The organism is Acrocarpospora macrocephala (genome assembly GCF_009687865.1).
Taxonomy (GTDB): domain Bacteria; phylum Actinomycetota; class Actinomycetes; order Streptosporangiales; family Streptosporangiaceae; genus Acrocarpospora; species Acrocarpospora macrocephala.
This window is the reverse complement of record NZ_BLAE01000003.1, coordinates 114,057-139,922: the sequence shown is the minus strand read 5'-3', so window position 1 is coordinate 139,922 and position 25,866 is coordinate 114,057. Positions and strand designations below refer to the sequence as shown.

20 protein-coding genes are annotated in these 25,866 nt (G+C 68.2%); 12 read left to right on the top strand and 8 right to left on the bottom strand.

What is annotated here, in order from left to right:
- Positions 1–187 precede the first annotated feature (187 nt).
- Positions 188–1,411, top strand: a complete 1,224-nt coding sequence (locus Amac_RS00595; RefSeq protein ID WP_218040805.1) for an amidohydrolase family protein — start codon at positions 188–190, stop codon at positions 1,409–1,411.
- Between the two features lie 156 nt (positions 1,412–1,567).
- On the opposite strand, the gene Amac_RS00590 is transcribed toward Amac_RS00595, so the two are convergent.
- From Amac_RS00590 to Amac_RS00580, 3 genes are read right to left on the bottom strand one after another with little or no spacing between them, the layout of a single operon-like run.
- Positions 1,568–2,818, bottom strand: a complete 1,251-nt coding sequence (locus tag Amac_RS00590) for an adenylosuccinate synthetase (protein WP_155352267.1) — start codon at positions 2,816–2,818, stop codon at positions 1,568–1,570.
- Between the two features lie 10 nt (positions 2,819–2,828).
- The gene (locus Amac_RS00585) at positions 2,829–3,659 is read right to left on the bottom strand and encodes a vWA domain-containing protein (protein WP_155352266.1); all 831 of its coding nucleotides are present in this window, start codon (positions 3,657–3,659) and stop codon (positions 2,829–2,831) included.
- A 27-nt stretch (positions 3,660–3,686) separates the two neighbouring features.
- Positions 3,687–4,430 carry an NUDIX hydrolase gene (locus Amac_RS00580; protein ID WP_155352265.1) on the bottom strand — a complete coding sequence of 248 codons (744 nt, stop codon included), beginning with the start codon at positions 4,428–4,430 and terminating at the stop codon, positions 3,687–3,689.
- A gap of 300 nt (positions 4,431–4,730) precedes the next feature.
- On the opposite strand from Amac_RS00580, the gene Amac_RS00575 reads away from it, so the two are divergent.
- The 6 genes from Amac_RS00575 to Amac_RS00550 all read left to right on the top strand — a co-directional run bounded on the left by Amac_RS00575 (position 4,731) and on the right by Amac_RS00550 (position 15,856).
- Positions 4,731–8,051: a glycoside hydrolase family 48 protein gene (locus Amac_RS00575; RefSeq protein ID WP_170322238.1), complete on the top strand. Its 3,321-nt coding sequence runs from the start codon at positions 4,731–4,733 to the stop codon at positions 8,049–8,051.
- A gap of 184 nt (positions 8,052–8,235) precedes the next feature.
- Positions 8,236–11,319 (top strand): non-ribosomal peptide synthetase, encoded by a 3,084-nt coding sequence (locus tag Amac_RS00570; protein WP_170322237.1) that lies wholly within the window; start codon positions 8,236–8,238, stop codon positions 11,317–11,319.
- Positions 11,316–11,561: an acyl carrier protein gene (locus Amac_RS00565; protein WP_155352262.1), complete on the top strand. Its 246-nt coding sequence runs from the start codon at positions 11,316–11,318 to the stop codon at positions 11,559–11,561. Before Amac_RS00570 ends, Amac_RS00565 begins: the two co-directional genes overlap by 4 nt.
- A complete protein-coding gene (locus Amac_RS00560) occupies positions 11,558–12,931 on the top strand; it encodes a condensation domain-containing protein (protein ID WP_155352261.1) in 1,374 nt (457 codons plus the stop codon). Before Amac_RS00565 ends, Amac_RS00560 begins: the two co-directional genes overlap by 4 nt.
- Complete coding sequence (locus Amac_RS00555; RefSeq protein WP_155352445.1) at positions 12,931–14,373, top strand: class I adenylate-forming enzyme family protein; 1,443 nt, start codon at positions 12,931–12,933, stop codon at positions 14,371–14,373. The genes Amac_RS00560 and Amac_RS00555 overlap by 1 nt, the downstream gene beginning before the upstream one ends.
- Position 14,374: 1 nt before the next feature.
- On the top strand, positions 14,375–15,856 hold the full coding sequence (locus Amac_RS00550) for a condensation domain-containing protein (RefSeq protein WP_155352260.1): 1,482 nt from the start codon (positions 14,375–14,377) through the stop codon (positions 15,854–15,856).
- Between the two features lie 79 nt (positions 15,857–15,935).
- On the opposite strand, the gene Amac_RS00545 is transcribed toward Amac_RS00550, so the two are convergent.
- The 3 genes from Amac_RS00545 to Amac_RS57795 form a co-directional block, all read right to left on the bottom strand.
- Positions 15,936–16,307 (bottom strand): type II toxin-antitoxin system PemK/MazF family toxin, encoded by a 372-nt coding sequence (locus tag Amac_RS00545; RefSeq protein WP_155352259.1) that lies wholly within the window; start codon positions 16,305–16,307, stop codon positions 15,936–15,938.
- Positions 16,304–16,978: a Panacea domain-containing protein gene (locus Amac_RS00540; RefSeq protein WP_155352258.1), complete on the bottom strand. Its 675-nt coding sequence runs from the start codon at positions 16,976–16,978 to the stop codon at positions 16,304–16,306. The genes Amac_RS00545 and Amac_RS00540 overlap by 4 nt, the downstream gene beginning before the upstream one ends.
- Positions 16,979–17,384: 406 nt before the next feature.
- Positions 17,385–17,507: a response regulator transcription factor gene (locus Amac_RS57795; protein WP_155352444.1), complete on the bottom strand. Its 123-nt coding sequence runs from the start codon at positions 17,505–17,507 to the stop codon at positions 17,385–17,387.
- A 991-nt stretch (positions 17,508–18,498) separates the two neighbouring features.
- Here Amac_RS57795 and Amac_RS00530 point away from each other — a divergent pair.
- From Amac_RS00530 to Amac_RS00515, 4 genes are all read left to right on the top strand, one after another.
- Positions 18,499–18,750 (top strand): thioredoxin domain-containing protein, encoded by a 252-nt coding sequence (locus tag Amac_RS00530; protein WP_155352257.1) that lies wholly within the window; start codon positions 18,499–18,501, stop codon positions 18,748–18,750.
- Between the two features lie 31 nt (positions 18,751–18,781).
- Positions 18,782–19,174, top strand: coding sequence for a signal peptidase I (gene lepB / locus Amac_RS00525; protein ID WP_155352256.1), 393 nt, complete (start codon positions 18,782–18,784; stop codon positions 19,172–19,174).
- Positions 19,175–19,244: 70 nt separating this feature from the next.
- Positions 19,245–19,766, top strand: coding sequence for a MauE/DoxX family redox-associated membrane protein (locus Amac_RS00520; protein WP_155352255.1), 522 nt, complete (start codon positions 19,245–19,247; stop codon positions 19,764–19,766).
- Positions 19,767–19,901: 135 nt separating this feature from the next.
- Entirely contained in the window at positions 19,902–21,644 is a 1,743-nt protein-coding gene (locus tag Amac_RS00515; protein WP_170322236.1) for an ABC transporter ATP-binding protein, read from the top strand.
- Positions 21,645–21,678: 34 nt separating this feature from the next.
- Here Amac_RS00515 and Amac_RS00510 read toward each other — a convergent pair whose 3' ends face one another.
- On the bottom strand, positions 21,679–22,020 hold the full coding sequence (locus Amac_RS00510; RefSeq protein WP_155352253.1) for a cupin domain-containing protein: 342 nt from the start codon (positions 22,018–22,020) through the stop codon (positions 21,679–21,681).
- Positions 22,021–22,692: 672 nt separating this feature from the next.
- Between Amac_RS00510 and rph the strand changes: the two genes are divergently transcribed.
- Entirely contained in the window at positions 22,693–25,290 is a 2,598-nt protein-coding gene (rph, locus tag Amac_RS00505; protein WP_155352252.1) for a rifamycin-inactivating phosphotransferase, read from the top strand.
- Positions 25,291–25,316: 26 nt separating this feature from the next.
- Here the strand turns inward: rph and Amac_RS00500 are convergent, their stop codons facing one another.
- Positions 25,317–25,742 (bottom strand): MmcQ/YjbR family DNA-binding protein, encoded by a 426-nt coding sequence (locus tag Amac_RS00500; protein WP_218040803.1) that lies wholly within the window; start codon positions 25,740–25,742, stop codon positions 25,317–25,319.
- Between the last annotated feature and the right edge of the window lie 124 nt (positions 25,743–25,866).

The window sequence follows — 25,866 nt, the reverse complement described above, 5'->3', positions numbered from 1 at the left end:
CAAAAGACGGATAAATGTATATTTCAACCATGACGGAAACTCCCTGAAGGGAATTGGCGTGAATCATTCAATAAGGGTTCTGATGAGCTATTGAATGGTTCATTCGTGAAGGGATTGCTGTTCCCAGGGGCACCGTTGGCAACTCTCGCTCTGCTGTGTCCCACGGGCAGGTCGTAGCGTCGGAGCCGTGGATCTGCTCATACGTGACGCCGCCCTGCGCGGGCGGCCCGGCCGTTGGATGATCGCCGCCGAAGGGGGCAGGCTGGCGGCCGTACAGCCGGAGGGCCGGGACGCTCCGGCGGCGGGGACGGTCATCGACGCGGGCGGGAACCTGGTCACCGAGCCGTTCGCCGACGGGCATCTGCATCTGTGCAAGGTGCACACGCTCGACGTGGCGGGGCCGTCGGCGCTGGAGGCGTACACCGGCGGCTCGATGGGCGCGGCGATGGGCGCGATCGAGCAGGCCGCAGCGGTCAAGGCGGGCCAGTCGGTGGAGGCGGTCACCGGCCGGGCCAGGGCCGCGCTGGTGGAGTCGGTACGGCACGGCGTGCGGCGCGTGCAGGCCTTCGCCGACGTGGACCCGGTGGCCGAGCTGACCGGGGTGCGCGCCCTGCTCGACCTGAAGGCCGAGTTCCGCGACCGGGTCGACGTTCGGGTGGTGGCGTTCCCGCAGGACGGGGTGGTGCGCTCGCCCGGGACGGAAGAGCTCGTAGAGGAAGCCGTCCGGCTCGGCGCGGACGTGGTCGGCGGGATCCCGTGGATCGAGTGGACCGACGACGACGCGCGGGAGCACGTGCGCAAAATGGTCGACCTGGCGCACCGGTATCGGCGCAGAGTCGCCATGCTGGTGGACGACGCGGGAGACGCGTCGCTGCGGACCACCGAGATGCTGGCGAGCGCACTGCTGGCACGCGGCATGATCGGCCAGGGCAGCGCCCAGCACGCCCGCGCGATGGCCCGCTACCCCGAGCCCTACCTGCGGAGGCTGATCGGCCTATGCCGGGCGGCGGGACTGGGCTTCGTCAGCGATCCGCACACCGGGCCGCTCCACCTGCCGGTCTTCACGCTGCACGAGGCGGGCGTCCCCGTCGCGCTCGGACAGGACGACATCGAGGACGCCTACTACCCGTTCGGCCGGCACAACCTGCTCGAGGTCGCCTTCCTGGCCGCCCACCTGCTGGACGCCCGCACCGACGCCCGGCTGGACGAGCTCTACGACATGATCACCGTCACCGCGGCCCAGGTCCTCGGCGGTCCCGTCCCCCGGCTCGAGCCGGGCCACGACGCCGACCTGGTGATCCTGAACGGCCGCACCGTACGCCAGGCGCTGGCCGCGCACACCCCGCCCAGCCACGTGATCGTTTCCGGCCGAGTGGTCGCGACCACGTGGTCGCACACATCTTTCGCGTGAGTACGGGGTAACTCATGCGCGCCGGATATTTCCGGCGCACTGTGTATGTCGGGACATGCCCGGCGTGGTCGTCCCCGACGTGGTAACCGCGACCCAGGTCCGCGCCGAGGGCTTCCTCGGCGAGAACCTGGTCGCGGTCGCTCGCACGTTCCTGGATTAGGCGGCCCGCGCCATCTTCCTGCTCACCCGGGGAATGCGGCGGACGCGCTTGTCCAGCCAGGTCGGCCCGCTGGAGGTCACCGTGACCGGCACGCCGAGCTCGTCGGCCACGAAGGCGGGCCACGGCCCGGGTACCGGTTCCAGGATCGGGCGGGCAGCGGCCAGCCGCCGGGCCAGGTCGGCCTGGTGCGGGAGGTCGCCGGGCGTGAGCCGTACCGGCTGGTCGTAGGCGCGGCAGACGCGCAGTTCGGGGTGCTCGTCGGCGACGTCCAGGTGGGTGAGGGCGAGCTCGTCCACGCCGCCGCACACCTGGACGGCATACCGCGCGGCCACCAGGTCCAGGTGGCCGACCCGGAACGCGCCCTGCCACTCGCCGGTGTCGTTGTGCCGTTCCGGCAGCGAGAGCTTGGCGTCCTCGGTGACGAAGGGTCCGGGGCCGTGCCGCGTCCCGTAGGTGCGCAGCACGCCGAGCCGCCGCACGTCCCCGGCCCCCGCCCCCGCCTCGTCCAGCAGCGTGAAGGCGTTCATGAACGTCGTCGTGGACCAGGTCGTGTACGGATGGAAGCCGTACACCTCATCGAGCAGCACGCCCTGCGCGCCCTCGAACAGCAGCGGCCCGCCCGAGGGCAGCCGCCCGGTGCGCACCCGGAGGGCGAACGCGCCGAACGCGTCGGCGACGTCGTCCACCGCGGGCAGCGGCACCGGGCCGACCTCGTCGATCACCCACTCGCGCAGCCGGCGCAGCAGCAGCCGGAGCGAGCGCGGGCTGCCGCAGTCGGCCACCCGGGGGGCGGCGGCGGGATGGGAAACCGCGTAGGAGGCCGTCTCGCCGACTCCCATCCCGCACGATCCGTGGCGGCTGCGCCCCCGGGCCCGCTCCCGCGCGCGGTTGGCCGCCTTGTGGTACGGCGTGGTGACGAGCGCGTCGGGCGCGACGGTGAGCAGCTCGAACGGGTCGCCCGTGCCGAGCCAGCGCAGGTGCGCGTGCTCGGCGATCAGCGCCAGCGGGTCGACCATCATGAAGCGCGACAGGAACGTCGGGACGCCCCAGAACGTCCCGGCGCCGAACTGCGCGAACGTGTGGTGCCGCCCGTCGGGCGTGACCACGTTGTGGCCGGCCTGCGCGCCGCCGTTGTAGCGGACGACCGCGTGCGGGGCGTCCTTCGTGCGCGAGCAGAGCCAGTCCACGATGGTGCCCTTGCCGCTGTCGCCGTACCCCAGATCGGCGATGATGACGTGCTCGTCCATCTCTCCCCCGTTACCGTGCCCGTTGGGACATGACGCGGTCGACCACGGTGAGCGCGATCGTCTCGCAGATCTGCGAGACATCGTCGATCTCGATCACCCGGTCGTCGAGCAGCTTGTACCAGAAACCCGTGACGAACTGGTCGCGCCCGTGCGAGGTGCCGCCGGGGATGACGAAGTTGATGTCCCAGGAAACCTTCGCCTGCCTGAGGATCTCCTCAAGCCGGATGTCGTTCGGCAGCCCTTCGCCGAACAGGCTGGCCACCTCGTGGCCCTTGACCGCCGGATAAGCGGTCTCGTCGCCGATCACGAAGGCGATGCCGCGCACCCCGCGCTTGGTGAAACAGTCCAGTCGGGTGTGCTTGGCCAGGAAGTAGAAGGCCAGCTCGTAAGACTCGCCCATGTTGCTGCCGCCCCCGCCCTCCAGCAGGATCCGGCGCAGGTCCTCGTCCATCCGGTTGTCCGACTCGAACTGGCCGATCTGCAGCGGCGCCCGGTCGCAGGTGGCGTCGCCGATCGCGCCGAACAGGATCTGCGCGTGCGGCAGGTGCTCGGTGATGGTGCCGAGCAGGTTGGGCAGCCGGGCCTGCAGTTCCCGCGGGACCAGTTGCATGGAGCCGGTCACGTCGAAGAGCACCGCGATGGCCACGGACTCCGGGTGCTCCGCCGAGTCACGGGATTCGCGGAAGCCGAGCCCGATCGGATCCAGGGCCTGGTGGACATGCCACTGATGGCGGCTGAGCCGCCGCATCTCATCGCTGTGCCCGAAGGCGCTCTGACCCCGCTCCGCCCGATACCGCTGCGCGGCGTCGTAGGCATCGATGGACCACTTTCCGTCCCCCATTTGGTACTCCTATCCGGTGGCTTCGTTTCAGCGGATCTCGTCTTCACGCGATGGCCGCAGCAGGGCCGGGTGCAGGTACTTGGCGTCGCCCTTGCGGTAGAGCCGGGCACGAGGGCCCCCCCGAGGCCCCCCGCGTTCCGTGGTCAGTCCGGTGCTCTCCACGAAGCCCGGGACCGACAGCACCTTCCGGTGGAAGTTGCCGGGGTGTAGCTGCTCCTCCCAGACGGCGTCGTAGACGGCGCGCAGTTCGGAGATGGTGAACTCCTCGCCGACGAACGAGGTCGCCAGCGGCGTGTACTCCAGCTTCGAACGGGCCCGCTCCAGGCCGTCGTCGAGGATCTTCGCGTGGTCGAAGGCCAGCTCCCGAGTGGCAGTCAAGGGAGTCCACACCGCGGCGTCCGCGTCTGATCCGGCCTTCGGATCGGGCAGCCAGGGGGCGAAGGCGAGGTAGGCGACGGTGACGACGCGCATCCGCGGGTCACGTCCCGGCTTGCCGTAGGTGCCGAGCTGCTCCAGGTGGACCCGGTCCAGATCGGCCGGGGACAGACTGGTCTCCTCGGCGAGCTCGCGCGCCGCGGCCTCCTCCAGGTCGTCCTCGCGGACGAAGCCGCCGGGCAGCGCCCACGCCCCGCGGAACGGCGGTTCGCCGCGCCGCACGAGCAGGACGTGCAGCCGCCCGTCCCGGATGGTCAGCGCCACGATGTCGGCCGTGACGGCCATCGGGTCGAAGGCCCGCGGGTTGTACGCCGCGAGGAAATCCGATTCGTCCATCCGCCCGTCTTTCTCAAGTCGAGTAGTTCTCTGAATGAGAATAACGTGCGAGCCCCTACCACACAAGATGCGCTGAACGTTTCACCGCCCCCGGCGAAGCGGCGCACGTCACAAGGGGGCCACCCCGTCATGTTGGCGAAACACCCTGTACGCCCCCCCGAAACCAACGGACATTGGGAGCGCTCCCAATGAGGGGGTTGGGCGCGCTTGGAGCCGTACACCCGCAAAACCGGGACGGCGTGGACCCCATATGGCTGGGAGATGATCAGTTTGAGATCAAGATCCTGGCGAGGGCGTTTGATGGCGGTGGCGACTGCGTTCGCCACTGCCCTCGCTCTTGCCACCGTCCCCTCGACCCCGGCGAACGCCGCCGTGGCCTGTCAGGTGACATACACGAAGACCTGGGAGGGCGGCAACGGCTTCGGCGCGTCCGTCCGGCTCCAGAACCTCGGCGACCCGGTGTCCAACTGGCGGATCACCTACACCTTCCCCGGCAACCAGACCCTCCAGAACGGCTGGGAAGGCACCTGGAGCCAGTCCGGCGCCAACGTCACCATCGACGCCCCCTCCTGGGCGCCCAACCTGGCCGCCAACGCGGTCGTCCAGCCCGGCGCCAACTTCACCTTCAGCGGGACCAACACCAACCCGACCGCGTTCTCGCTGAACGGCACCCCGTGTACTGGCCCGGTGACGACCCAGGCCCTGGTGGTCACGCCGACCAGCGTGAACGTGCCCGAGGGCGGCACCGCGACCTACTCGGTGCGGCTGCAGTCGGCGCCCACGGCCAACGTGACGGTCACCTCGACCGCCGCGACCACCGGGGACACCAACCTGACCGTCTCCGGCGGCGCCAGCCTGACGTTCACGCCGGCGAACTTCGCCACCCCGCAGAACGTGACCGTGGCCGCGGCCGAGGACGCCGACACCACCAACGGGACGCGGACCATCAATGTGGCCTCCGCCGGATTGACCACGGTGGCGGTGACCGCGACCGAGGTGGACAACGATCCGACCACGACGCTGTCCTGCATCGTGACCCCGACGATGGTGAGCGTGCCCGAGGGCGGCACGGCCACGTACTCGGTGCGGCTCAACCAGGCGCCGACCGCGAACGTGGTCGTGACCAGCGCGGCGGCGACCGGTGGTGACACCAACATCACCGTCACCGGCGGCGCTTCGCTGACCTTCACCCCGGCCAACTTCGCGACGCCGCAGAACGTGACCCTGAGCGCCGCTCAGGACGCCGACACCACCAACGGCACCCGGACCATCAACCTGACCTGTGGCTCCGGCGGGCCCGTCACCCCGATCACGGCGACGGAGGCGGACGACGACCCGGTCACCACCCAGTCCCTGGTCGTCACCCCGACCAGCCTGAGCGTGCCGGAGGGCTCCACCGCGATCTACAGCGTCCGGCTGGCCATCGCGCCGACCGCCAACGTGACGGTGACCAACACCGCCGCGGCCACCGGTGACACCAACATCACCGTGACCGGCGGCGCCACGCTGACCTTCACTCCGGCCAACTTCGCCACCGCGCAGAGCGTCACGCTCTCGGCGGCGCAGGACGCCGACAACACCAACGGCTCGCGCACCATCAACGTCGCCTCCAGCGGCCTGACCACGGTTCCGGTCACCGCGACCGAGGCCGACGACGAGCCGGGCAGCACCAACGCGTACCTGACCGAGTTCCAGGCCCAGTACGACAAGCTGAAGGCATCCGCGAGCGGCTACCTCTCGCCTGAGGGCATCCCGTACCACTCGGTCGAGACGCTCATGGTGGAGGCCCCAGACCACGGTCACGAGACCACGTCGGAGGCGTTCAGCTTCCTGCTCTGGCTGGAGGCGCAGTACGGCCGCGTCACCCAGAACTGGGCGCCGTTCAACGCCGCCTGGACCCTGATGGAGAACTACATCATCCCGTCCGCGGCCGGCCAGCCCGGCGGCCAGACCAGCTACAACCCGGCGGACCCGGCCGACTACGCGCCCGAGTTCAACCAGCCGAGCCAGTACCCGTCGCCGCTCAGCACCAGCGTCGTCGCGGGCCAGGACCCGCTGGCCAACGAACTCGCCTCGACGTACGGCAACCGCAACATGTACGCCATGCACTGGCTGATCGACGTCGACGACGTCTACGGCTACGGCACCGGGCGGGGCAGCTCGCTCACCGAGTGCGGCGACAACACCAAGCGGGTCACCTACATCAACACCTACCAGCGCGGCCCGCAGGAGTCGGTCTGGGAGACCGTCCCGCACCCCTCGTGCGAGACGCAGCGGTACGGCCAGTCCGGCCAGGGCTACCAGCCGCTGTTCATCCAGGGCACCGCCGCCGCCCAGTGGCGTTACACCAACGCCCCGGACGCCGACGCCCGCGCCGTTCAGGCCGCCTACTGGGCGCTGACCTGGGCGACCGAGCAGGGCAACCAGTCCCAGATCTCGGGGACCCTCACCAAGGCCGCCAAGCTGGGCGACTACCTGCGCTACGCGATGTACGACAAGTACTTCAAGAACCCCGGCTGCGCCTCGCCCACCTGTACCGCGGGTTCCGGCAAGAGCAGCTCGGCGTACCTGCTGAACTGGTACTTCGCGTGGGGCGGCGCGCTGGACGGCGCGTGGTCGTGGCGGATCGGCTCCAGCCACAACCACGGCGGCTACCAGAACCCGCTCGCCGCGTGGGCGCTGTCCCCGGCCGGTCCGACGGCGCTGCGCCCGCAGTCGCCGACCGCGGCCGCCGACTGGAACCAGAGCCTCACCCGGCAGGTGCAGTTCTACAAGTGGCTGCAGTCGGCTGAGGGCGCCATCGCCGGTGGCGCGACCAACAGCTGGGACGGCGCGTACGCCGCCCGGCCGGCGGGCGCTCCGCAGTTCTTCGGCATGACGTACGACGTCGACCCGGTCTACCACGACCCGCCCTCGAACCAGTGGTTCGGCTTCCAGGGCTGGGGCGTGCAGCGCCTCGCGGAGCTGTACTACGTGACCGGCAACGCGATGGCCAAGACCGTGCTGGACAAGTGGGTGGCCTGGGCCATCTCGCAGACCACGCTCGGCACCGGCAGCAACTTCCAGATCCCCAGCGAGATGGACTGGAGCGGCGCTCCTTCGGCCAGCTTCAGCAGCACCACGGGCACTCCGGCCGACAACCCCGGCCTGCACGTGACGGTCCGCACGTTCTCCCAGGACGTCGGAGTCGCCGCCGCGTACGCCCGGACGCTGATCTACTACGCCGCCAAGGAGCCCACCAGCACGCTCGGTATCTCGGCCAAGAACACGGCCAAGGGCCTGCTGGACCGGCTGCTCCTGCTGAAGGACTCCCGCGGCATCGTCACAGCCGAACCGCGCGCCGACTACAACAGGTTCGACGACGTGTGGACCTCGGCCAACCAGACGGGTCTGTACATCCCGTCCGGCTACAGCGGGGTCATGCCCAACGGCGACACCATCGTGCCGGGCAAGACCTTCCTCGGCATCCGCTCCTTCTACACCAGCGACCCTGACTGGCCGAAGGTGCAGACCTACCTGAACGGCGGCGCGGTGCCGACGTTCACCTACCACCGATTCTGGGCTCAGGCGGACGTCGCGATGGCGCTGGCCGACTACGGCTCGTTCTTCCCCGCAGGTTGATCTAGTTAGATCCGGGACGGCTGCCGCCCCCCGTGGCGGCAGCCGTCCCGGCTTTATCGGATGAAAGTTTCATATCCGCACAGGCCATCCATCCTGCTGTGATGGGTGGATCTTGACGAAACGGTCCCACGGTGGGAGCGTTCCCATCAAATAAGTCGCTGGTCAAAGGGCTTCGATGCTCCCCTTGTCACTCGCACAGGAACGTTTGTGGTTCCTGCACAGGCTCGATCCCCGGGACCCGTCGTACCACCTGTTCCACGTCGCGCGGCTGAGCGGTCCGGTCGACCCGGACCGGCTCGCGGCGGCGCTGACCGAGATCACCACCAGGCACGAGGTGCTGCGCGCCCGGTTCCCGCTCCGGGACGGCGCCCCCGCGCAGGTCGTCGACCCGCCGGAGCCGTTCGCGCTCGAGCTGATCGCCGCCGAGGCGCCGGACCCGCTGGTGACCGACCGGATCTCCCGGCCCTTCGACCTCGCCGCCGACCGGCTGATCCGGGCCACCCTCATCGCCACCGGTCCTGAGCGGTTCACGTTCTGCCTGGTCGTGCACCACATCGTGGCCGACGCCTGGTCGCTCGGGCTGCTGCGGCACGAGCTGGCCCTGCTGTACGGCGGGGAGGAACCGCCACCGCTCCCGGCGCAGTACTCCGAGTTCCTCCTGGCGGCGGACACGGGGGCGCCCAAGTCGCTGGACTACTGGACGGACGTGCTGGTGGGGGCGCAGGCGCTGGAGCTGCCGGCCGACCGGCCCCGGCCGCCGGTGGCGACCACCGCCGGCGGGCACGTGCAGCGCGACCTGCCGGAATCGCTGCTGCAGGCGGTGGACAGGTTCGCGGCGGCGGAACGTTGCACTCCGTTCATGGTGCTGATGACGGCCTACCAGGCGTTGCTGTCCGGGCGGAGCGGGAGCACCGACATCTCCATCGGGTTCGCCACGGCCGGGCGGCGGAAGCAGGAGTACGAGCCGCTGATCGGGCTGTTCGCGAACACGCTGGTGTTGCGGGGGGATCTGTCGGGGGATCCGACCTTCCGGGAGTCGTTGCGGCGGACGCGGTCCCGGTTGCTGGCGGCGTACCGGCATGGGGACGTGCCGTTCGACCAGCTGCTGACGGCGCTGGACGTGCCGCGGGACCAGAGCAGGACGCCGCTGTTCCAGGCGATGTTCGGGCTGTTCAACCTGGCGAATCCGACGCTGACCCTGCCGGGGGTCGAGACCGAGCACGTGGAGCCGGATTTTCCGCACGCGACGCACGAGTTGCGGTTCGCGGTGTGGGAGAAGGGCATGCTGGCGGTCTACAACAGCGATCTGTTCGACCGGGAGACTATCCAGCGGTATGTCGCGGGATATCAGGACATCTTGGAGCGGGTGCTCCTGGACCCGGAGATCCGGTTGTCGCGGCTGGCCGCGCCGCGCGGGGACGAACGCGATCTGGTGGTGCGCGGTTGGAATCAGACCGCTCCGGGGGTTTCCGGCACCTTCGACGCGATGTTCGCCGCGCAGGTCGAGGTCCGGCCGGACGCGCTCGCGCTGGTGTGCGGGCCGGATCGGCTGACCTACGCCGAGCTCGATCGGCGGGTCACGGAACTGGCCGCGCGGATTCCGGCGGGGCGTGGCGACCTGGTGGCGATCCAGCTGCCTCGGACCACGGATCTGCTGGTGGCATTGCTCGCGGTCCAGCGAACGGGTGCGGCTTATGTCCCGCTCGACCCGGAGTATCCGCCCGCACGCCGTGCTTTCGTCCTCGCGGATTCCGGCGCCAAGCCCCTGTCCCTCAAAACCCTCCCGGACCGCGAAGCATCCTCGAGCCCCGAACCGCCCTCAAGCCCCGAGCCGCCCCCGAGCTCCGAAGCGTCCACGAACCCCGAAGCCAGGGCCACAAATCCGAAATTTCCCCCGTCGCCGGGTGATCCAGCCTATGTGCTGTACACGTCGGGTTCGACCGGCCAGCCGAAGGGCGTGACCGTCCCGCACTCCGCGCTGGCCAACCTGCTCGCCGCGATGGCCGACCAGCTCGGTTCCGCGCCCGGCGACGTCTGGCTGGCCGCGACCTCCCTCTCGTTCGACATCTCCGCCCTGGAGCTCTACCTCCCGCTCGCCACCGGCGGCACCGTCGTCCTCGCCGAATCCGCCGAAGCCCCCGCGCTGGCCCGCCTGATCCGCGCCGAGCGCGTCACCCACGCCCAGGCCACCCCTTCCGGCTGGCGCGCCCTCCTCGACACAGGTTTCCGCGACCCCGCCCTGGTAGCCCTCGCAGGCGGCGAAGCCCTCCCGCCTGCCCTGGCCAGAGAGCTGCGCCCCCGCGTCGCCCGCCTGATCAACGTCTACGGCCCCACCGAGACCACCATCTGGTCCACCTCCTGGGAAGTCCCGGAAAATCCTGACGAGATCCGCATCGGCTCCCCCATCGGCGGCACCCGCTGCTACGTCGTCGGCGAGCACCTCGACCCGCTTCCGATCGGCGTCCCCGGCGAGCTCCTCATCGGCGGCTCCGGCGTCGCCCTCGGCTACCACGGCCGCCCCGCCCTCACCGCCGACCGTTTCGTCCCCGACCCGTACGGCCCGCCCGGCGCCCGCCTCTACCGCACCGGCGACACCGTACGCCACCGCCCCGACGGCACCCTGGAATTCCTCGGCCGCGCCGACAACCAGATCAAACTCCGCGGCCACCGCATCGAACTCGGCGAGATCGAATCCGTCCTGGAAAGCCTCCCCGGCGTACGCCAGGCCGTCGCCGCCGTCTACGACGAGATCCTCCTCGCCTACGTCGTCCCCCCGCCCGCCGACCAGGACGACCTCCTCCGGCAGCTGGCCGACCGCCTGCCCGAGTACATGATCCCGGCCTTCCTGCTCGGCCTGGACGCCCTCCCGCTGACCGCCAACGGCAAGGTGGACCGCCGCGCGCTGCCGCCGCCGGAGGGACTGCCCGGCTCCGGCCGGCCGGAGTTCGTCGCCCCCAGGACCGACGCCGAGGAGCTGGTCGCCGAGGTCTGGACCGACGTGCTCGGCCCTGGCAGTCCCATCGGGGTGTTCGACGACTTCTTCCGGATCGGGGGTCACTCGCTGATGACGGTCCGGGTGAGCGTGCGGCTGGCCGTCATCACCGGAATCGAGCTGCCGCTGCGCACGCTGTTCGCCCGGCGTACGGTCGCCGACCTGGCCGCCGCCCTCGAGGAGCGCCTGCGCGAGGAGCTGGCGGCGATGCCGGAGGACGAAGCCGAGCGGCTGCTCGGCGAGGCGTCCCAAGAGACAGCCCAGACCTGGAGGTGAACATAGTGCAGGACCCCTTGGAGAACCGGCTGGCCGTCATGGTGGCCGCCGCCACCGACGACCAGATCTCGGCCGACGACGTGCTGGCCGCGCGGCACTCGCTGGCCGCGCTCGGCGTGACCTCGCTCAGCCTGATCCGGCTGGTGGACGCCATCGAGGACGAGTTCGGCGTGGACGTGGACCCCGGCCTGGTGGACGACTTCGCGAACCTGGTCGCGGACGTGGCCGGGAGGCTGCGATGAGCGAGCGCGTGCGCTTCTCGGGCGGGCGCGGGGGCCGCGCGAACCTGGCGTGGGGGCAGCGGTCCATCTACGAGGCCATGCGGCAGGCCGGTCCGGCGAGCGCGCACTATTTCAACCTCTGGCGGGTGCTGCCGATGCCGCGCGGGCGCGGCCCGTACACGGTGGAGCAGGTGACCTCGGCCGTGGTCGCGCTGGTCGCGCGGCACGACTCGCTGCGGTCCAGGATCGCCCTCCACGCGGACGGCCAGCCGTTCCAGATCGTGTCGGAGACCGGCTGGCTAGAGCGGCAGGTGCTGGCGGCCACCGAGCAGGAGGCGGAGAAGGCGGCCGAGGGCCTGGTCCTGGATCTGGCCGCGCGCTCGTTCGACCTGGTCGAGGAGTGGCCGGTCCGGATCGGGCTGATCACCGTCGACGACGTGGTGCGGCAGGTCGGGGTGGTGCTGTGCCACACCGCCGTGGACGGCTACGCGGCCGACATCGTGGTCCGCGACCTGCGCCAGCTGCTGCTGCGCGGGAGCCTGGCCAGGCCGCCGTCCCAGCAGGTGCTCGATCTGGTGGCCGAGCAGGAGTCCGGCGTGGGGCGGAACCGGTCCGAGCGGGCGCTGGCGCACTGGGAGGCGGGCTACCGCAAGGGCCCGCCGACGATGTTCCCCGATCTGGTCGCCGAGCCGGGCTCGCCGCGCTGGAGCAAGGCGATGCTGGAGTCGCGGGCGCTGGAGGACGCGGTCACGATCGTGGCCGCGCGGCATCACATGAGCACGGCGACCGTGCTGCTCACCGCCGTCTCGGCGCTGATCGGCACGATCACCCCGCACGAGACCTGCGTGATCACCCCGATCGTGCACAACCGGTTCCGGCCGGAGACCAGGGATCTGGTGACCTCGCTCAGCCAGCTCGGCCTGTTCACGATGTCCCCCGATCCCGACGCGACGCTGGCCGAGACGCTGGAGGCCACCCTGCCGGAGGCGATGCGCGCCTACCGGCACGCCCAGTACGACCAGCTGGCCTGGGAGGCCATGGTGGAGCGGGTGAGCGCGGACCGCGCGGTCAAGGTCGACCCGTCGTGCTGCTTCAACGACATGCGCCCGGTCGATCACAGCGCTCTGCAGGAGAGCTCGCCGGGCGAGGACGCGATCCGCACCTCGGTGACGTCCTCCCGGATCGAGTGGCTGCCGGGGGTGGACCATTTCACCTGCAATTTCTGCTTCTTCGTGACCCGCCAGAGCGGCATCCTGTCGATCGGCCTGAACGCCGACACCTGCCGCCTGCCGCAGAGCCGGATGGTCGGGCTGCTGCGCGCGGTGGAGGAGCTCGTGGTGGAGTCGGCCTTCAGGGACGCCCGGCCGGGTGAGCTGGAGGTCGCGCCGTGATGCTGGCCGAGCTGCTCCGTACGCGCGCGCGGGAGGACGCCGCCCGGGTCGCGATCGAGGTCGCGGGGGTGGACTCGCTGACGTTCGGGGCGTGGGAGCGGCGTTCGGCCGCCGTGGCGCGCGGGCTGCCGGCCCGGGCGGGCGAGCGGGTGGCGCTGCTGTTCGGGTCCCGGGACTGGGCCGACTACGCGGTGGCGTACGTCGGGGTGCTGATGGCCGGGGCGGTGGCGGTGCCGCTGTCGGACCGGCTGGCCGAACCCGAGCTGGAGTTCCTGGTACGCGACTGCGGAGCCGTGGGCATCGTGCACGCCTCCCGGTTACGCCCGCCCAAGATCGAAGGCTGGTCGTCGGTCGTGACCGAACTCGAACTCGCCCACGGCGACCTCCCCGAGGGGCCACGGCCGAAGGATCTGGCGCAGATCCTCTACACCTCCGGCACCACCGGACGGCCGAAAGGAGTCGGCGCCACCCACGCGAACCTGGCCTTCGGCCGGGGCGGGCCGCCCGCGCGCCGGATGTTCCGGCACTCCAAACACTTCCTGCACGCCTTCCCGATCGGCACCCAGGCCGGTCAGGCCATGCTGCTCAACGCGCTGGACGCCTTCCCGGCCATGCTCACCCCTCCCGTGTTCACCCCGTCCAGATTCGCCCGCCTGATCGAGTCGCACGGCGTCGGCACGGTCTTCCTGGTCCCGACCATGGCCAACGAGCTCCTCGCCTCGGGCGCGCCCGACCGGCATGACTTCTCCTCGGTGCTGCTGCTCGGCTCGGCCGCCGCCGCCCTGCCGCCCGCGCTGGCGCTCCGGCTCACGAAGGCGTTCCCGAAGGCGACGGTGACGAACTACTACACCTCCACCGAAGCCGCACCCGCCCAAACCGTGATGATCTTCGATCCGAAACGTCCGGCCGCGCTCGGCCGCCCCGCGTTCGGCAGCGGCCTGCGGATCGGCGACGGCACGCTCCCACCAGGCGAAACAGGCGAAGTATGGCTGCGCTCCGGCGCGGCCCCCCGCTCGTACGTCGGCGACGGCGAGGCCACCGGCGCGGTCTTCAAGGACGGCTGGATCCGCATGGGCGACCTCGGCTACCTCGACGAGGAGGGCTACCTCTACCTGGTCGACCGCGAGAGCGACGTGGTCAAGTCCGGCGCCTTCAAGGTCTCCACGATCATGGTGGAAGCCGCCCTGTACGAACATCCGGACGTGGTCGAAGCCGCCGTCTTCGGCGTGCCCGACCCTTCGCTGGGCACGGCGGTGGCCGCCGCCGTGGTAGCCGACGTCTCCGCCAACGACCTGCGCGCGTTCCTGGCCACCCGGCTGGCCCGGCACGAGCTCCCCGCGCACATCCTGCTGCTCGACACGCTCCCCAAGAACCCGTCGGGCAAAATCCTCAAGACCGAACTGCGCGGCCTGCTCGGGACGCCGCGCGAGGAAAGCGAGTGACATGTCCTCGTCGCTGATCTGGGAGCAGGCCTCCCCCGCCCAGCACGGCATGTGGGTCACCGACAGGCTCGGGGGCGACCCGCGCGCCCACCACATGCCGCTACTCATCCGGCTCACCGGGGAGCTGGACCGGGCCGCGCTCGCCGCCGCGTGCGCCGCCGTGGTCGAACGCCATCCGCTGCTGGGCAAGGCCCTGGCCGACCGCGACGGCGTGGTCGGCCTGGTCCCCGCCGCGACGCCGCCCGCGCTCGAACCAGGTCCCGCCGAGGTACGGTTCGACCTCGCAACCGGCCCGCTGACCCGGTTCATCCTGACCTCGTCCGGATCCGAGCACGAGCTGCTCGTGGTCGCCCACCACGCGGTCTTCGACGGCGTCTCCAAGGACCTCCTGGTCCGCGACCTCGCCCTGGCTTACAGCGGTTCACCCCTTTCACCCCCCACGGCTTCGGAGTCCGAACCGGCCGACATCGCCGCCGCCACGGAATTCTGGCGCCCCCGCTGGCGCGACCCCGTCGACCTCGCCCTCCCCGGCCTGACCGCGCTCTCCCTGCGCGCCACCCCCGCCGACGCGGTCGACCTCAAACTCGACCCCGAACTCGGCCAGCTCGCCGAATCGCTCGGCGTCACCCGCTTCGAAGCCCTGGTCTCCCTCCTGCACACCCTCCTGTACGGCTACCGCCCCGGCCCGCAAACCGTCGCCGTCGACCTCTCCACCAGAACCGCCGCGGACCAGGACACCATCGGCCTGTTCGCCAACGAGCTGCCCGTCTTCACCACCCCGAGCTCGACCGACTCCTTCGCCCAGTTCGCCCGCAACGTCCGCGCCGAACTCCGCGAGATCTACCGCCACCGCCGCGTTCCTCTCGCCCGCGCGGTGACCGGGATCACGCCACGGGCGGCGCTGGCCCCCGTATCGCTCAGCTACCGCAAACGGTCGGCGCCGGATCCCGAGTTCCCCGGCCTGGCCAGCTCGGTCGAGTGGATGACCGCCGGCGGCGCGCTCAGGAACACCCTGCATGTGCAGGTTGTGGACGGTGTGGGCGCGCGGTTGTCGTTCGATCCCGCCTGCCTGAGCCGGGCGTCGGCCGATCTGGTCGCCGCCGACCTGGCCGCGTTGCTGGCCGCGCTGGCGGCGACGCCGTACAAGCGGCTCAAGGACCTGCCCCCGCCGCACCCGGCGGAACCGGCCTCCCTGAGCGCTCCCGCGTCGGCGGCCCCGGCCGGTCCCGCCGACGAGGGCATCCTGGCGGTCATGACCGCGATCTGGTGCGAGGTGCTGGGCGTCGAGGAGGTGCACCCGGACGACGACCTGTTCGACCTGGGCGGTCACTCGCTCACGATCACCCAGATCATCGCCCGGGTGGACAAGCGCCTCGGCGTCGAACTCACCCTCGACACGTTCTTCGAGACCCCGACCCTCGCCGAACTGGTCTCCCAGGTGGAGGCGGCTCGCGCCGACTCCCGCGGGACCATGCCACGCTAACGCAGGCTCCGACGGACCACTCAACCAAAATGCCCGCTCTCTTCGGAGAACGGGGACATTCTCTGTGTGGCCCTCGGGGTCAATCCAACAGGCCCATGTAGTTGAGCATCCCGTTGACGATCAAATCGACGTACGGAAGAGGCAGGTCACCGGCACGGTCCCGTAAATCCTCTTTCAGGATGGGTTGGGGCATCGTGGCCCGCGCCCAGCAGGACTTGGGGAGGTTCCCTACACCCTTGTCCAGCTTGACGCAGTAGGCGGTGGCCAGTTTGCCCTGCGTGGACGTAGGGACAACCAGCACGGTCGGCCAGTTGGGATCGGAATTCCTGAGGTTCCCACTCATCACCACCACATGGCGTTGCTGATGATACTGGCGGCCGTCGTTGGGGGGCAGCGTCAACACGGTGTCGTTGACGAGAAAGACGCTACCCCTGCGGATAGCGGCAATCATTCGTCTCCGAGCTCCTTGGTGTTGGCGCGACGGCGAAGCTCATCAAATTCTGTCTGCTCGGCGATCAGCTCGGCGGCCACGCCCGGGTCATCCTGGTCGACGCCTTGGTCCTGGAGAAGGGCGCGGTGGCGCTCAATCAATGCCCGGACCTTCTTGGCCTCGCGCGCGCGGTCGAGGTTAAGCACGACGCCACGTTGTCCGCCTGCCTGTGCTTCGGCCATCGGCGGGGTCGCATATGACAGATCCTTGAGCGTGGTGGCGTTCTTGGCCCCATGCTCGACCACAATCCTCCGCAGGATACCCATCGCGCCCGGCGGAAGAGGATCCTCCACCTGCTTGACATCGTCGGCCAGGCTGAGAACGACGGAACCGTGCATTGCCTGGAGGATCCGCCCGTCCTGCCGATTCATCTTGTTAGACCAAAGAAGCTGATCTTCCACGTCGTACAACGCGTAGTCGAAGGGCCCGTAGTCGTGCCACTTCCAGCTCGCACCACTGATGGGCGGCATCCCGTCACTCACCGCAGCCAGGTCGGCCAGGTAGAGCAACTTCGCCGCTTTCATGCGAGTGAGGGTGACACGTCGCCCTTGCTCTTTGGCAACCTTGAGCAGGGCAAGGAGGGCATCTTTGAGCTGAGCGTCAGCAGGCTCAAAAGCAGCAGCCACGCTCATCCCTCCCCTCCCAGCAGTGGATCCGTCATAAAACTACCTTCGGTTCATACCCTAGTCACGCATTCGAACACACGTATGACTCAGCGGTCAGGTGAATCTTTGTCTAGTTCTGGCTGCTACAGGGGGTAAGTTCGCCAGCACATTGCGAGAGTGCCAGCAATGGATGATCGACAGCAGGTGAATGATCAGAGTGGGACCCGTGGCCCAACGACCCCGGCGTCACGACGCCGCCGCTCACTTCGGCGGATCAGCCTCTGTCCCGATCAACGCGCGGCATGCAGCAGTCGAAAGCTGCGGCCCGGATACGACGATCAAGCGGCTAGACACCGCCCGTGAACCTGCTGTCCGCACGAGACCAGCAGCACTCATAACCCAGTTCACGCCATCAGCGGCCGAGGCCGGCGTCTCAAGCGCGGATGATCGCTTCCGCCCGGTCGGCGGTCTGGAGCTTGTTGAGCACCGAGTACACATAGTTACACACGGTCTTCTGGGACAAGAACAACCGTGCGGCGCTCTGGCTGTTCGACAGGCGGCCACCAGGTCAAGCACCTCATGTTCCGGGCGGTCAGGGTCGGGAACGCCGGAACGGTGCCGCCTTACGGCCTCGGGGCCAAGAAGTCGGCGATGCGCGAGGCCAGGACCGCTCCGAACACCACGCCAGCGCCGACCACCGAGCGACGATGGCGACGCGCACCTGGAGGGCTCTCAACAGACGATAAAGCGTGTTCTACCAGGGCATATACCTCGCCTATACCGGCCTGTCCGATGCTCGATCTGAGCCGCCCCCGGCTTCGCCCCAGTGGTAGGGCGAAGCGGAAAGGCGCGTGGTTCAACTGATTCTTTCGGCCCGGCACGGCTCAATCAGAAAGGAAGCGATCATCCGGTGAAGCGCTATTTGGCTCGTTTCAGAGATGAACTGCTGTCGGCAGTTCTTCCGGAATCCGACGCGGCGGCCAGCTGTACCGTTTACAGTCGCGCCTGTTACTACTGCTCGTCGAGCTACTCGAGGTTAGTGGTCACCTACAAGTGTTACCCCAGCGGCGGTGGCTATTACTACCAGAGCACCGACTACGGCTGCGGTAGCTGCTAATGCCGATCATCCCAGAGAGCTGCTTCGATCGCAATTCGGTCGGCTTCTCGTGGGGTGATCTGATCGCTGGAATCTCCGGCATCGTGATGCTGATATGGATTGCGGTGCCGGTGTCCGGAAATCTCCACCCGCTCCATCTTCTATCCGGAGCCGAATTGTGATCGTACTCCAGGTAAGTCTGCTAATACTGACGTTATGTCTGACTCTGCTCAACCTGGTGTTCACCCTAGGTATCGCACGAAAGGTTGGGCGGGGTGCAGGAGTGATGCCCGTCCCGGCTAGGGACCCCCAACTGAGCTCATCGCCGGGAACTCCTATAGGCGGGTTTGTGGCCACGAGTACACAGGGGGTGACGGTTAGTCGTAACACCCTCGAATTCGGTACGGTGTTCGCCTTCCTCTCGCCGGGCTGCGAACCTTGCCAGGAGGCCATGCCGGCTTTCATCTCCTACGCGGCCATGAACAAGGGGACAGTCGTGTCCGTACTCTCCGGCGCCTATGGCGGGGATGTCATGGCCACATTGGAGGCGCTGGGCCCGGTTCTCGTCGAAGCGCCGAATGGGCCCGTGGCCAAGGCGTTCGGTGTCATCGGAGTTCCTGTCTTCGTCACCGTGGGGGTCGGGAACGTGCTCGCGACCAGTTCGGAGATCGGCCCGGACTCAAGAATCACCATACCCGCGTAACCGCCTATCTGCTCGACCGGGGTTGCTTGCCATGGAATTCGCTTACATAGCCCTTGTCTCGGTGGCGCTCTGTCTAGCTTTTGCCTTTGGCGTGCTGCGCCGGAAGTTCGGCGTCGTGCATGTTCATGGGCCGAGCATGCACCCGCATCTGAACGCGGGCGACAGAGTCATTATCGCGCGCCGTCCGTCACATTATGCGCGCGGGGACGTTGTGGTGATCACGCGTCCTGACTCGCCGGGGCAACTTATCAAGCGGATCGCGGCTGTTTCCGGTGACCGATTCCCGGGCGGGCTGGAAACGGTGCCACCGAACCATGTGTTCGTTCTCGGCGACAACCTGCCGTCCAGTATGGATTCGCGTCATTTCGGGTTCGTTCCGATGGACCGAGTAGTGGGGCGAATGATACGGCGGCTGATAATATAGCGTCTCAATGGAACCTCGGCGCCTGTTTCCCGGTGGCCCAGGCCCTCTGACTGTTGTGGGTGACGGCTAGATGGCAGACCATGCACTCTTGTTCAGCGGAACTCTACTCGTCGCCGTCTTCCTTACCTCGAGCGTCGGGAAGATCTTCCACTTCTCATCGTTCACGGACTCGGTCCGTGAAATGCGGCTCCTGCCCATCGGGGCCGTACCGAGTGTCGCAATCCTGATAGTAACTGCCGAGCTGGTCGCCGCTCTGTCGATACCGATAGGCCTGCTGACGAGCTCGGCTCTGCTCGTGTACGCCTTCGCCCTTTCCGCCGTACTCTGCGTGGCATTCAGTCTGGCGATTATCACCGTGATTCGTCGAGGCAGCTCCGTGGCCTGCAACTGTTTTGGGCGACAAGCGTCGGAATTTTCCGCCCGGCACATCGTGCGCAATACCTTACTTGCGGCCGCAGCTGTCGTCGGTATGCTCAGCGCCGACGTCGGGGTCAGCTCTTGGACCACGGAAACAGGAATCACCATCGTCGCGGGATTGGTCCTGTCGCTTCTGGTCATCCTGATGGACGACCTGGTAGATCTCTTCGCCTAAACGAGCGGGTCCCGCCATTTCCCGGCATGGTTTGGATGTCAGATTTCCATGAAATCAATACGAGACAGCGTCCACACGACCGCCAGGGCATTCTCCTTGGCCTGGCAGGCGAGGGCACGGCTCGTCGTCCTGGCGGTGCTCATCGCCGTGACCACCGCCGCGGTACCCGTCACCGTCGCATGGCTGACCAAATTCATTCTGGACGCCATCGTGATGAACCTTCCAGCGAGAACGCTGCTCGTTCTCGCGAGCCTGCTCGCGACGCTGGGGCTGGTCTCGAAGGCACTGGCGGAGGGTGCGCGCTACTGCCAGTCAGAGTTGGACAGATTGATCGCGCTGAAGGCGCAGAGCAGGCTGTACGTCGCACTCAACCGGCTGCCCGGACTCGCGCATTTCGAAGATCCCGCCTTTCTCAACCAACTGCAGCTGGCCCAGACCATGGGCGGTCGCACCCCCAGCCAGATCCTCTCCGGGTTTCTGGCCATCGCCGGAGCGACCCTGGGCATCGCGGGTTTCGTCGGATCCCTGTTCTCCCTCAGCCCGATCATGGCCGGTGTGATCCTGATCAGTGTGGTGCCGACCCTGCTGGCGGAGATTTCACTTTCCCGGCGCCGGGTCGCCATGCACATGAGACTAGGTCCGCTCGAACGACGGGAGATCTTCTACGCCCAGTTGATGACCGACGGCCAGGCCGCGAAAGAGGTCCGGCTGTTCGGCATCGGCTCCTTCCTGCATACCCGGATGGTCTCCGAGCGACAGGCGGCGAATGCCGAGAACCGGACGTTGGATCGGCGTGATCTCGTAACCCAGCTCGCGCTTGGCGGCCTGGCGGCACTGATCGCGGGAAGCGGTCTGGTCTGGACCATCATCCGCGCTCATGACGGTGCCCTGCTGGTCGGCGACATTTCAATGTTCATCGCCGCCGTGGGAGGGATGCAGAGTCAACTCGCCGGGCTCATCGGCCAAATGGCGCGAACCCATGAGCAGATCGCGTTGTTCAGGAGTTTCGTAGCCATCGAGAGCACAGAACCAGATCTCGTCGTGGCACCCCACCCCGCACTCGTCCCTTCCCTGTCCCAGGGCATCACGCTGCACGATGTCTGGTTCCGCTACAGCGAAGCTCATCCCTGGATTCTCCGTGGCGCGCGCCTTGAGATTCCGGCCGGGACGTCGATGGGGCTGGTGGGCCTGAACGGCGCGGGAAAGAGCACGATAGTGAAGCTCCTGACCCGTATGTACGATCCGAGCGCAGGTCGTATCACCTGGGACGGAATCGATCTGAGGGACTTCGAGCCTGCGGAGCTCAGAGCCAGAATAGGCGCCGTCTTCCAGGACTTCATGGCGTACGACATGTCAGCACGGGAGAACATCGCGATCGGGCGGCTCGAACTCATGAAGGACACAATCGCCATCAAAACCGCCGCTCACGATGCGGGAATCGACGAAACGCTGCACTCCCTACCCCGCGGCTACGAAACCCTCCTGACTCGACTGTTCATCGACGAGCCCGACCAAGATGGCGACACCACCGGGATATTCCTTTCCGGGGGGCAATGGCAGCGGGTGGCGCTCGCTCGCGCGATGCTCCGCCGTGACAGCGATCTCCTGATCCTCGACGAGCCGAGTTCCGGCCTCGACGCGGAGGCGGAACACGAGGTCCACACACGCATAGCGACCCTGCGAACCGGCCAGACAAGTGTGCTCGTCTCCCACCGACTCGGCTCCATCCGGCACGCCGACACGCTCGCCGTCCTCCAGGACGGCGTATTCGCCGAGATCGGCCGCCACGACGAACTCATGACCCAAAACGGCCTCTACGCCCGCCTGTTCAGACTCCAGGCATCCGGCTACCACGACCCGATCGTCACCCGCGCCTAACCCCTCCGACAGTCACCGGGAGCGCTCTGAGGCATCAGGCCAGGGACCCAGTGCGCGAGCCATAGGCCGGCCCGAACACAACCAACAGAGCCAGATCCTCAGTGACGTCCACAAAGCGGTGTTCCTCACCGGCCGGAACAAAGATCACCGCCCCAGGACCGACCTCCACCTCACCACTCGCCGCCACGACCCGGGCTCGACCTGCGGTCACCACGTAGATCTCATCCTCGGTGTGCGGACTCTGGTCATCAACCCCGCCAGCCGGAATGCAGTACGTCCCAACGGACAGATCTGGCACCTTGAGCTGCTCAACCCAGTCGTTGGCGGCCCCGGCGGCGGGCTGCACCCACTCCCCCGCACCCTTGATGATCTGCATGGTGGCCAGCGTACCTCCCGGTTCCAGGCACCTGGAGGTACAGCGGGCGACGGCCGTCCTCGGCAATACACCACCGGGCACGAACCACCGCAAGCTGTCGCTTCAGGCCGCCCACGGGTGGGATTCTTCTTCGTTACGCGTACCTGGACGGGTGAACCAACCAACGCCGAACCGGGCAAATGCGCAAAAGTCGATTGGGTGCCAGCGGACTTGCTCCCGGACAACACGGTGCCCTACACCATGGGCCACGGTCGAAGGATCTCAGCCCGACGCGGACGACAAAGGCAAAGGCAAGAAGATCTCACTCCTTGCCGTTTCTAACGTATAGCGCGCAGGGGGGCTTGCGGCAAGACCCGGGCCTTGCCGCAGAATCGGCGGCCGGACACAGCACCGACGAGGAAATGGGGGGCACGACGTGGGTGTGTTGTCGATGTACGGGGGACGCGGCGACCTCGAACCGCTGATGAGATTGGCGGTGCAGTTGCGGGCGCTTGACGCGGAGGTGCGGGGGTGCGCGCCGCCCGGCCGGGCGCAGCGGCCGGCCGACTCGTCAGAGGGAAGCCAACCAGGCATGAGGACGTGCCCAGCAAGGGGTTCGACACAGCTCGAGGCGCCGGTGATTCGATCGGCCAGTGCAGTGCGACGGAGCACGGCTGCCTCGGAGGTATCGCAATGATCGAGCAGTACGTGTTGGATCTTCAAGAGGTTGACGAGACGCAGGTCGCGGTCGTTGGCGGCAAGGCCGCGCACCTGGGCGGGCTGTCACGGATCGAAGGCATCCGCGTGCCGGCCGGGTTTTGTGTGACGACGGCCGCCTTCCGGCGGATCATGGCGGAAGCGCCGTCGATCGACGATCGGCTCGATCAGCTGTCGCGCCTGAACCCGGATGACCGGGAGGCGATCCGCACGCTCAGCGCGGTGATCCGCCGGACCATCGAAGGGATCGCCATCCCGGGCGATCTGGCGGCAGCGATCACCCGCGCGCTCGCCCAGCGAGGCGAGCAAGCCGCCTACGCCGTGCGATCCAGCGCGACGGCAGAGGACATGCCGACGGCCTCCTTCGCGGGCCAGCAGGACACGTACCTGAACGTCGTGGGGCCGGCGGCGATCCTCCAGCACGTCAGCCGGTGCTGGGCGTCGCTGTTCACCGAGCGGGCCGTGACCTACCGCCTGCGGAACGGCTTCGGCCACCGGAAGGTCCACATGGCCGTGGTCGTGCAGCAGATGGTCTTCCCGGATGCGGCCGGCATCCTGTTCACGGCCGACCCCGTCACGGGCAACCGGAAGGTCGCCACCGTGGACGCCGGCTTCGGCCTCGGCGAGGCCCTGGTTTCCGGCCTGGTGAACCCGGACGTCTTCAAGGTGCGCGACGGCGAGGTCGTCGCCGAGGCGATCGCCGCCAAACAGCGTGCCGTTCACGCTCTGCCGGCTGGCGGAACGCAGGAAGTGGCGATCGACCCGCAGCGGCAGGAGCAGCCGGCGCTGACGGAAGCGCAGGTCGTGCGGCTCGTACAACTCGGGCGGCGGATCGAAGCGCATTTCGGCCGCCCGCAGGACATCGAATGGTGCCTGGTCGACGATGACTTCCAGATCGTACAGAGCCGGCCGATCACCACGCTGTTCCCCATCCCCGCGGCCCCCGACCGGGACAACCACGTCTACCTCTCCGTTGGTCATCAGCAGATGATGACCGACCCCATGAAGCCACTGGGGCTCTCCATGTGGCAGCTGACGGCCATGGCGCCGATGCACGAGGCCGGCGGAAGGCTGTTCGTCGACGTCACCCGGCGCCTGGCCTCGCCCGCGAGCCGCGCCGGCCTCCTGGAGATGGCGGGGAGGTCCGATCCGCTGATCAGGGACGCGCTGGAGACCGTCCTCGACCGCCACGACTTCGTCCCGGCGCTCCCGGACGGCGGTCCCGGCGGGCCACCGGTCGGCGGCGCGTCCGCCCCGATCGAGACCGATCCGGCCATCGTCACCGAGCTGATCGAGCGCAGCCAGGCCTCCATCGCCGCCCTGCGGCGCGACATCCGGACGAAGACCGGACCGGCGCTGTTCGAGTTCCTGCTGGAGGCCTTCCAGGAGCACAAGCGGGTCCTCAGTGATCCATTGAGCATGCAGGCGATCATGGCGGGGATGGAGGCCACCTGGTGGCTCAACGACCGGCTGCGGGAATGTCTGGGCGAGAAGAACGCGGCCGACACCCTCACGCTGTCCGCCCCCGGCAACGTCACGTCGGAGATGGGACTGGCGCTGCTCGACGTCGCGGACGTGATCCGCCCGCATCCGGAGGTGGTGGCGTTCCTGCAGGGCGTCGAGGACGACGGCTTCCTGGACGAGCTGCCGAAGTTCGCGGGCGGGACCGAAGCGCGCGACGCCATCGAGGCCTACCTCGACCGGTACGGCATGCGCTGCGTCGGCGAGATCGACATCACGAGGCCGCGTTGGCGCGAACGCCCCACCACGCTCGTGCCCGTGATCCTCGACAACGTCAGGAACTTCGAGCCGGGCGCCGCCAAGCGGCGCTTCGAGCAAGGACGGCAGAAGGCGCAGAAGAAGGCGCAGGAGGTGCTTGAACGCCTGCGGGCACTGCCGGACGGGGAGCAGAAGGCCGACGAGACCAAGCGGATGATCGACCGGGTCCGGACCTTCATCGGCTACCGGGAGTACCCGAAGTACGGCATCGTCAGCCGCTACTTCGTCTACAAGCAGGCCTTGCTGGAAGAGGCCGAGCGCCTCGCGCGGGCCAACGTGCTCCCCGAGAAGGAGGACATCTTCTACCTCACGTTCCAGGAGCTCCACGACGTCGTGCGCTCGAACCAGGTGGATGACAAGCTAATCCAGCAGCGCAAGGACGCGTTCCGGTCGTACCACGCGCTCACGCCGCCCCGGGTGCTCACATCGGACGGCGAGGTCATCGCCGGGGCGTACCGACGCGACGACGTGCCGACCGGCGCCCTGATCGGCCTACCGGTCTCCGCCGGGACCATCGAAGGACGCGCCCGCGTCATCCTGGACATGGCCCAGGCTGACCTCGAACCGGGTGACATCCTCGTCACGGCCCACACGGACCCGAGCTGGACGCCCCTCTTCGTCGCCATCACAGGCCTGGTGACCGAGGTCGGAGGATTGATGACACACGGCGCAGTGATCGCACGGGAGTACGGCCTGCCGGCCGTCGTCAGTGTGGTAGACGCCACCCGGCTGATTCCCGATGGGCAGCGGATCCGCGTGCACGGAAGCGACGGGTACGTCGAGATTCTGCCTTGACTGACCACTCAGGAGGCAAGGGATGATCACGCCGGGGGACGTGCGCGGAGCCAGGCTGCCGCTCTGCGCGCCGATGCGCGGGACAGCCACGCGTCCTGGACCACCTCGGCCAGCTCGTTCCGGGTGAGCTCGCCGATTCGACTACCCCGCAGCAGCACCGACGGGTGACCGTCGAAGTGCGCGTTGGTAAAGAACGGCGACGCCTCGTCCTGAACCAGTGCCTGCTTGTCCGCCTCTGACGCAACCCAGAAGACGATCACATCCACATAGCGCTCCCCAGTGTCCGGGTCGACTGCGTCCGGCCGTGGGTTGCGGAAGAAGATGAACGACTTCCCGCCCACTTGATAGACCGGATTGTCGCCAGTCCCGTACACGACGGTGACATGCGGCATGGACAGAGCCAGTTCGTGCACGTCCTCGACGCGGGCGGCCCAGCCTCCGTTATCGGACACAGCCCCAGCGTAGGCGGCTCCCGGTGGAACGTCCGGCCCTGCTGAACTGCGCGGGGTCGGCCGTGTTCGTCATGGTGCGATGGTGAAGAATCCTTGGGAACTTCGCTGAACATACGGACACAGA